Here is an 8801-nt window from a genome sequence, read left to right as displayed (position 1 = left end):
GGCCAAAACTCGGGGCATCCAAGGAAGGAAGCCGCCCTGCATGGTCGCCACCGATCTGCCCCCCTTCGTCCCCGGCCTGACGCGCGCCCCCAAGGCGGCTGCGGGCCAAGGGCGCTGCGGCTCTCTGCCGAAACCATAAATTTTTCAAGAACATCCGGGGATGCGCCGCATCCGCAACCGGAGGTCAAGCCATGTCCAACAGGAGTGATCCGATGAAACTGTTCGTCTCTGCTGCCGCGCTGATTGCTGCCGGTGCCCTGCACGCCTTGCCCGCCTCGGCCGAGGAGGCCGCCTGCGGCGATGTGTCGATTGCCCAGATGGGCTGGGCCTCGGCGGAGGTCATCACCGAGGTCGCCAAATTCCTGCTGGAACAGGGCTATGGCTGCAAGGTGAGCCTTGTGAAATCCGATACCATCCCCGCCATCACCTCGGTCGCGGAAAATGGCGAGCCGGATGTGGTGACCGATCTGTGGCTGAACTCGGCCGGCGAGGCCTATACCAAGCTGGAAAAGGCGGGCACCATGGTCACCCTGACCAATGTGCTGAGCCCCGGCGGCATCGAAGGCTGGTGGATCCCCACCAGCCTTGCCGAGGCGCACCCGGAGCTGACCACCATCGAAGGCATCATGGCCAACCCCGAGCTGGTGGGCAAACGCTTCAACAATTGCCCCGAGGGCTGGGGCTGCCGCGTGGTCAGCGACAATCTGGTGCGGGCGTTGAAGCTGGAAGATGCAGGCATCGAGGTGTTCAACCATGGCTCGGGCGAAACGCTGGCCTCCTCCATGGGGTCGGCGGTCAGCGCGAACGAGCCGTGGTTCGGCTATTACTGGGGCCCCACCGTGCCGCTGGGCAAATACAAGATGACCCGGGTGAAGCTGGGCGAGTATGACGCCGCCAAATTCGCCCCGCTGCAAAACGCCAATGCCCCCGATCCGCAGGTGTCGGATTTCCCGGAGGCGCCGAGCGTGACCGCCGTGACCGCGACCCTGGCCGCCGAAAAGCCGCAGGTCGTTGAGTTCCTGAAGAAAATGACCTTCAAGACCGATGACATGAGCGCCCTGCTGGCTTGGCAGGACGAGAACAAGGCCTCGGCCGAGGAAGTGGCTGTGCAATATCTGACCACCCATCCCGACGAATGGTCGGCCTGGCTGTCCGAGGATGCCAAGGGCAAACTTTCGGCGCTGCTGGGGCAGAACTGATCCGCAAGGACTGACCGACAGGAGGGCCGGGGCGCGTGCGCGAGCGCGCCCCGGTCTTCTTTCCGGTCACGAATCTTCTTTCCCATCACGAACAAGGACGGCGGCTGGCATGGGCCTTCGCCGGGGAGACCACGAATGGCAACCTATGACGGGCTTTTTGACGGGCTGGGCCTGAGAGGCTGGTGCGATGGCGGCGGCGCGGCGGCGGGCGGGGCAGAGGCCCCGATGTCGATGGCCGATCTGCTGGCCAAGGCCAAGGCGGGCGAGGGCGGCGCTGCGGATGCGGGCACGTGGTGGGATCTGCCGATCCCCTCGCTGAACAGCCTGCACGAGGCCTGCGCGGCCATTCCGCAAACCCGCGACCTGACGCTGGGGCTGGAGCGCGGGTTCCTTTCGGCGCGCGATGCGCTGCGGGTGGTGCTGGACCCGCTGACCCAACCGCTGAGCTGGATGCTGCGCGAGATGATCGACCTGATGGTGGCGACGCCCTGGTTCATCATGCTGCCGCTGCTGCTGGCGCTGACGTGGTTTGTGTCGCGCTCGTGGCGGGTGGTGGGGCTGGTGGCGCTGTCTTTGGGCACGCTGGCGCTGGTGGATCATTACACCGAGGCGATGCAGACCCTCGCCATCATCTTTGTCTGCGCCTTCATCTGCGTGCTGTTCGGGGTGCCGGTGGGCATTGCCATGTCGCGCAGCGATACGCTGCAACGGATCGTGACGCCGATCCTCGACATGCTGCAAACCTTGCCTGCTTTCGTCTACCTGATCCCGCTGATCTTCCTGTTCAGCGTGACCGAGCCGAAACTCTACGGCATCGCCATCATCCTTTACGCCATCGTGCCGGTGGTGCGGCTGACCGATCTGGGCATCCGGCTGGTGGATCGCGACGTGATCGAGGCCGCCGATGCCTTTGGCCTGACCGCGCGGCAAAAGCTGTTCCGGGTGCAGATTCCGCTGGCGCTGCCGAACATCATGGCCGGGGTGAACCAGACGATCATGATGAGCCTGGCCATGGTGGTGATCGCCTCGCTGGTCTCGGCGCCGGGTCTGGGCGTGTTGGTGCTGCGCGGCATCCGCAATCTGGAACTGGGCGTGGGTCTGGTGGCGGGCTTTGGCATCGTGCTGCTGGCCATCGTGCTGGACCGGGTGACCAAATCCGCGCTCGCGCGCATTGACGCCAGCAAGGCCCGGCATTGAGGAAGGATCGAACCATGAAAAATCCGGTAAAAGTCTCGATCCGTCATCTTTATAAGATCTTCGGGGATCGCCCCTCGGCGGTGCTGCCCGGCGTGCTGGCGGGCATGGGCAAGACCGAGCTGCTGGCGCAGCACAATCATGTGCTGGGCCTGCGCGACATCAATGTCGACATCCGCGAAGGCGAGATCACGGTGATCATGGGCCTGTCGGGCTCTGGCAAATCGACGCTGATCCGCCATCTGAACCGGCTGATCGAGCCGACCTCGGGCGAGGTGCTGGTGGATGGCGAAAACATCCTGCGCTGGAATGCCGACCAGCTGCGCGGCTTGCGGCGCAAAACCATGTCGATGGTGTTTCAGAAATTCGCGCTGCTGCCGCATCGCACGGTGCTGGACAATGCCGGGATGGCGCTGGAAACCCAGGGCCAAAGCCGCCGCGATTACGAGGCCGAGGCGCAGAAATGGCTGGCGCGGGTGGGGCTTGGCGCCTATGGCGCGCGCTATCCCCATCAGCTTTCCGGCGGGATGCAGCAAAGGGTGGGGATCGCGCGGGCGCTGACCTCCAATTCCGGCATCATGCTGATGGATGAGGCGTTTTCGGCGCTGGACCCGCTGATCCGCACCGATATGCAAGACCTGCTGCTCGAGCTGCAATCCGAGCTGCACAAGACCATCGTCTTCATCACGCATGATCTGGATGAGGCGCTGAAACTGGCCGACCATCTGGTGATCCTGAAGGATGGCGAGGTGGTGCAGCAGGGCGAGCCGCAGCATATCCTGCTGAACCCCGCCGATGCCTATATCGAAGAGTTCGTGGGCGACATCAACCGCGCTCGGGTGCTGCGGGTGCGCTCGGTCATGTCTGAGGGCGCGGGTTCGGGCCGCTATGCGGGCGAGGTCGATGCCAATGACAATCTGGAGCATCTGATCGCGGTCTCGGGCGGCGATGTGAGCCTGTCTTACCGGGTGCGCCATCAGGGGCAGCTGGTGGGCAGCATCGACATGCCGACCGTGGTGAAAGCCCTGGTGCCGCGCCGCGTGGCGGCCTGAGCGCGTCTCAATCGGTCGGGTTTGACGGGCGGTGCCCTGCGCTTGGCAAGGGCACCGCCAAAGATCACCAGAGCCGGTCAGGCGCCATAGGGCAGCCAGACCGTTTTCACCTGCGTGGCGCGGTGCAGGAAGTCGCGCCCCTGACCCTGGCTTGGGTTCAGCCAATCGCGCAGCGTGGTATCCGGCCAGACGGGCTTGAGGTTCCCGGCACTGGCCGCCTCGACCATGGCCGCGCCCTCGGCCCCGCCGCAATACCACAGGGCGGCCACGTCATCATGTTCGGCCAGCGTTTTCGCCAGCGCGTCCCGCTCGCCGGTCAGCAGGTTGACCACGCCGCCCGGAATATCCGAGGTCTCGAACACCTGATAAAGCCGCGCGGCGATCAGCGGCGCGCTTTGGCTGGCCACCGCCACCACCCGGTTCCCCATCGCCAGCGCAGGCAGGATCAGCGACATGAGGCCCAGCAGCGGCGCCTCATCTGGCGCCACAAGGCCCATGGTGCCGAAGGGCTCGTGCAGGGTCATCGTCACATGGGCCGATTTGGTGGCGGTGACCGCGCCGTCAAACTTGTCGGCCTGCGCGGCATACCAGAAGGCGCGGCGGATCGTGGCCTCCACCTCCTCGGCGGGTTTGGGGCTGCCCGCAGCGGCGAGGGCGGCGGTGAATTCTGCCGCGCGTTGCGACAGGTTTTCCGCGAGGAAATACAGCACCTGCGCGCGGTTATGCGCCGTGACGCCCCCCCAGTCGCCTGCCTTGCCTGCGGCCTCGACCGCGTTTCTCACATCCTTGCGGTTGGCGAGGGCCGCCTGACCGATGGCCACGCCGCCCTTGCCCAGCACGGCATAGCTTTGCCCGCCATCGGCGCGGGCCTGCTTGCCGCCGATGTAAAGTTTGGCGGTGATGTCGATGGCCGGGCGGTCGGATGGGCCGGTGAAGGGGGCCACTTCGGTCAGGGCTGCCGGGGCGGGGCGGGGCTTGCCGGGAGCGGCTGGCCGGGCAAGATATTCGCCCATTCCCGCGCGCCCGCCCTCGCGGCCAAAGCCGCTTTCGCGGTAGCCGCCAAAGGGCGCGCCCGCATCAAACAGGTTGGTGGCGTTGATCCAGACCACGCCCGCCTTGACCTTTGCCGCCACTTCGATGGCGCGGTTGATGTTCTCGCTCCACACACTTGCCGCAAGGCCATAGCGGCTGTCATTCGCCAGGCTGATCGCCTCGTCAGGGGTGCGGAAGGTGAGGGTGGTGGCGACCGGGCCAAAGATTTCGGCCTGGCTGACCGTATGCGCGGGCGCGGTGCCGGTGAAGAAACCCGGCGCGCAGAAGGCGCCGCGTTCGGGCAGCGCGCCGGGGGCGCGGTGCAGGGTCGCCCCCTCGGCCTCGCCGGTTTTCAGCAGCGCGTCGATGCGGGCCAATTGGCGGCGCGACACCACCGCGCCCATATCCATCGTCTTGTCGAGCGGATCGCCCACCCGCAGCGTCGCCATCCGCGCGCCGAGCTTGGCGAAGAAGCGCGGGGCCACGCCCTCCTGCACCAGAATGCGCGAACCGGCACAGCAAACCTCGCCCTGATTGAACCAGATCGCATCCACCACGCCCTCGATGGCGGCATCCAGATCGGCATCCTCGAACACGATGAAAGGCGATTTGCCACCCAGTTCCAGCGACAGTTTCTTGCCCGAACCGGCAATCTGGCGGCGGATGATGCGCCCCACCTCGGTGGAGCCGGTGAAGGCCACCTTGTTGACCTCCGGGTGGCCCGCCACGGCGGCGCCGGTCGCGCCATCGCCCTGCACGATATTCACCACACCCGGCGGCAGGCCCACCTCGGCGCAGATCTCGGCAAAGGCGTAAGCCGTCAGCGGCGTCAGATCGGCGGGTTTCAGCACCACCGTATTGCCCGCCGCCAGTGCAGGCGCGACCTTCCAGGCCAGCATCAGCAGCGGGAAGTTCCACGGGATCACTTGCCCGCAGACGCCCAAGGGGGCATGGCCGGGAAACTCGGTCTCCATCACCTCGGCCCAACCGGCATGGTGATAGAAATGGCGCGCGACCAGCGGAATGTCGATGTCACGAGTTTCGCGGATGGTCTTGCCGTTATCCAGCACCTCCAGCACCGACAGGAAGCGCTCGCGCTTTTGCACATGGCGGGCAATGGCATAGAGGTAGCGCGCGCGCTCATGCCCCGGCAGGGCGGCCCATTGCGGGAAGGCCAAGCGGGCGGCGCGGGCGGCGGCGTCCACCTCGGCGCTGGTGCCAAGGCCCACGCGGGTCAGCACCTCATCGGTGGCGGGGTTCACCACCTCGGCCGTTTCGCCCTCGGGCGCGGTGAATTGGCCGTTGATGTAATGGCCGATCACCGGGCGGGCGGCGATCCAGGCGCGGGCCTCAGTGCTGGCTTCGGGGGCGGGGCCATATTCCATGGTTTCCATAAGTTCCTTGACCTTCGGCATGGGTCTTCTCCTCAGGCCTGTGCGTGACGGTTGGCGGCGGAATAGCGGCCGGTGACGTGATGCTCCAACTGGCGTTCAATATCGCCCAGCATGGAGGAGGCGCCGATGCGGAACAGATCGGGCATCATCCAGCGCGTGCCCAATTCCTCTTTCATCAGGATTTGCCAGGTCATCGCATCCTTGGCGGTTTTCAGCCCGCCCGCCGGTTTGAAGCCGACCATCTGCCCGGTCAGATCGCGGAAATCGCGCAGCGCCCGCAGCATGGTGAGCGAGACCGGCAGGGTGGCGTTCACCTCCTCCTTGCCGGTGGAGGTCTTGATGAAATCGCTGCCCGCCTGCATGGCGACCATGCTGGCCTTATACACATTGGTCAGCGTTTTCAGATCGCCGGTGGCGAGGATGGCCTTCATATGGGCCGGGCCGCAGGCCTCGCGCATCTGGCGGATTTCGTCATAAAGCGCCTGCCACTGCCCGGTCAGCGCCAGCTCGCGGGTGATCACGATGTCGATCTCCTGCGCGCCTTGCTCCACCGCATAGCGGATCTCGGCCAGCCGCAGCGGCAAGGGCGTGAGGCCCGCCGGAAAACCGGTGGCAACCGAGGCGACCGGGATGTTTGAGCCCTCCAGCGCCTTCACGGCATGGGGCACCATGGTGGGATAGACGCACACCGCGCCGACGGTAAGCTCTTGTAAATCCAGCGCTTCCAGCAAATCGGCGCGCAGCGGGTTGCGGGCCTTGGCGCACAGCCGCTGCACCCGGCCTGCGGTATCATCGCCCGCAAGGGTGGTGAGGTCGATGCAGGTAATGGCGCGGGCGAGCCACGCCGCCTGCCACTCTTTCTTCACCGTGCGCCTTGCGGGCAGGCTGGCCGCGCGCCGCTCGGCGGCGGGGCGGTTGACCGAGACGCTCTCGAACCAGTCGGGGGTGAAGGCTGTCCCGGTCATCCGGGGGAAATCATGGGTCATGGCTTGGGTCCGTTCGATTGCCAAAGGGCGGGGGGCCAAAAGTGAGAGGGCGCGCGCGGAGTCATGGCGGTGTCATGGCGCCTCGTCGAGAATGTTGAGGGCGGTGGCCTCGTCCGTCACCAGCACCGAGACATAGCGCGCGCGCAACGCAGCCAGCGCGATGCGATGCTTGTCGGCCCCGGCGACAACCCCGATGGAGCAAGCCTTGTGCGGCAGCCGGTCCAGTGGCAGGCCGACGGTTCTGCCATCCAGCGCCATATCGACGATCTGCCCGTTTTCATTGACAAATCGGCCAAGAATATCGCCCACGGCGCCCAGATTGCGCAGGCGGCTGATGTCATCCTGCGCCAGATAGCCCGAGGACATCAGCACCGATTGCTGCGACAGGCCGCCCATGCCGAAACAGACCACCGGCGCCGCTTCGGCCAGCGCCAGCACGCGGGCGAGGATCGGGTCTTCCTCCAGCGCCTGCCGGGTGGAGGCCTTGCCGACAATGGCGGGCACCGGCAGCAGCGTGGCCTGCCCGCCTGCGGTCTGGGCAAAGGCCTCGGCCACGGCGGCATTGCGCGAGGTGGTGGCATGCAGCGCCGTATTGCCGTTCACCAGCACGATATGGCCCCCGGTGTTCCATCCCTGCGGCAGGGCGCGGGCCACCGCGGCCATGGTGCGGCCCCAGCTGACGCCCAACAGGGCGGGCTTGGGGTTCATCGCTGCCAGAAACCGGGCGGCGGCCTGACCCACGCTTTCGATCAAAAGCGCCGGATCGGTGATGCCGCCCATTGGCACCACAATGGCATCGCGCAGAAAAAACCGTTGTTGCAGAGACACTTCAAGGCTGGTCTTGCGGCTGGCGCGGGGCGTGATCTCGATGCGCACCACGCCCTCGGCGCGGGCCTCGGTCAGCAGCTTGCCGACCTGCCAACGGGTCAGGCCCAGATCCTCGGCGATCTGGCTTTGGGTGCGGTCGAGGTCGAAATACAGCTTTGCCACCTGCACCATCAGGTGATCGCGCTGCGCGTCCGAGGGCAGGCGCTGCGAATAGGGGCTGCGGTCGCTCATGCGCGGCCTGTGGTCTGGTGCTTGGACATGGCTTTCTTGCCTGAAACTTGCGCCGCGTTTTCTGCAAAAGTGATAAATTACCACCGATGAGAGAAATAGTGGCGCAGAGCGGGGCGATCCTGTCAACGGGGCGCAGTTCCGGGCGGCGGAAAATCCTCTAAGATGATGAATATCAATAGGAATATCGAAATTCAATGGGGCGGTGCGCCTTGCCCCTGCCCGTTGTCGCGAGGGGAGGGGATTCGGGCCTTCCACAGCTTTCGCAGGAGAAAGCTGCAAATGTTGCATTTGCACCTGCAAAAAAGCGGGCAAGGCAATCTGAAACGGAAAGGAGTTGGTGCCCCCAGACGGGATCGAACCGCCGACCTTCGGTTTACAAAACCGTTGCTCTACCAGCTGAGCTATAGGGGCCTGAGCGCGATTTAGCACCCTCACCGGGCAAGCGCAATGGCGGGGCGCGGCGAGCGGGCTTGATTGCCGGGCGGCAATGGCGGAAGGTTTCGGGGAAAGCTCATCACGCCGGAGGGCCTCGCCTGACCCGTTTTGCCCCCCTTCTGCGCCTTGCGGCCCGCCCTGCCGGGACGCTGCGACGTGTCACGGCCTGTACAGTTTCGGGCCTGTTGCGGGGCATTTCGGTCATGGCCTGTACAGTTTTGCCCGCCACAGGCGCGGCACAGGCCGAAGGTGCGGCGCAGGCCTTTCACTGCACCGCCGATGCCCGGGTGGAGCCCGCGCAACGGGAGGCGATCTGCGCCGGGTTTCTGGCCGAGCTGGCGGCAACCTATCCGAAGGCGCGGTTTGAGCCGCAGCGCGGCGGGGCGCCGGGGGTGGAGCTGCGCATCCTGCGGGCCAGTGCAGCGGGGGCGATGCTGCAACTGGTCTGGA

At 65.9% G+C, this 8801-nt stretch carries 7 protein-coding genes and 1 tRNA gene; 4 read left to right on the top strand and 4 right to left on the bottom strand.

Going from position 1 to position 8801, the window contains the following annotated elements; genetic code table 11:
- Nucleotides 1–212 precede the first annotated feature (212 nt).
- From JNN06_RS12125 to JNN06_RS12115, 3 genes are all read left to right on the top strand, one after another.
- Complete coding sequence (locus tag JNN06_RS12125) at nucleotides 213–1199, top strand: ABC transporter substrate-binding protein (RefSeq protein WP_291239853.1); 987 nt, start codon at nucleotides 213–215, stop codon at nucleotides 1197–1199.
- Between the two features lie 135 nt (nucleotides 1200–1334).
- Nucleotides 1335–2396 (top strand): ABC transporter permease subunit, encoded by a 1062-nt coding sequence (locus tag JNN06_RS12120; RefSeq protein ID WP_291239852.1) that lies wholly within the window; start codon nucleotides 1335–1337, stop codon nucleotides 2394–2396.
- Between the two features lie 14 nt (nucleotides 2397–2410).
- Entirely contained in the window at nucleotides 2411–3445 is a 1035-nt protein-coding gene (locus JNN06_RS12115) for a betaine/proline/choline family ABC transporter ATP-binding protein (protein WP_291239851.1), read from the top strand.
- A 77-nt stretch (nucleotides 3446–3522) separates the two neighbouring features.
- Here JNN06_RS12115 and JNN06_RS12110 read toward each other — a convergent pair whose 3' ends face one another.
- The 4 genes from JNN06_RS12110 to JNN06_RS12095 form a co-directional block, all read right to left on the bottom strand.
- Nucleotides 3523–5892, bottom strand: a complete 2370-nt coding sequence (locus JNN06_RS12110) for an aldehyde dehydrogenase family protein (protein ID WP_291239850.1) — start codon at nucleotides 5890–5892, stop codon at nucleotides 3523–3525.
- Nucleotides 5893–5903: 11 nt separating this feature from the next.
- Nucleotides 5904–6857 (bottom strand): deoxyribose-phosphate aldolase, encoded by a 954-nt coding sequence (gene deoC, locus JNN06_RS12105; RefSeq protein ID WP_291239849.1) that lies wholly within the window; start codon nucleotides 6855–6857, stop codon nucleotides 5904–5906.
- 72 nt (nucleotides 6858–6929) lie between these two features.
- Entirely contained in the window at nucleotides 6930–7916 is a 987-nt protein-coding gene (locus JNN06_RS12100) for a sugar-binding domain-containing protein (protein ID WP_291239848.1), read from the bottom strand.
- Between the two features lie 335 nt (nucleotides 7917–8251).
- Nucleotides 8252–8327 (bottom strand) — tRNA-Thr (locus tag JNN06_RS12095).
- A gap of 227 nt (nucleotides 8328–8554) precedes the next feature.
- On the opposite strand from JNN06_RS12095, the gene JNN06_RS12090 reads away from it, so the two are divergent.
- Nucleotides 8555–8801, top strand: a 247-nt coding sequence (locus JNN06_RS12090) for a hypothetical protein (RefSeq protein WP_291239847.1), incomplete at its 3' end; no start/stop codon positions are given.

This window comes from Gemmobacter sp. (assembly GCF_016792925.1).
In the GTDB taxonomy this organism is placed as follows: Bacteria; Pseudomonadota; Alphaproteobacteria; order Rhodobacterales; family Rhodobacteraceae; genus Gemmobacter.
This window is presented reverse-complemented; position numbering and strand designations above follow the sequence as displayed.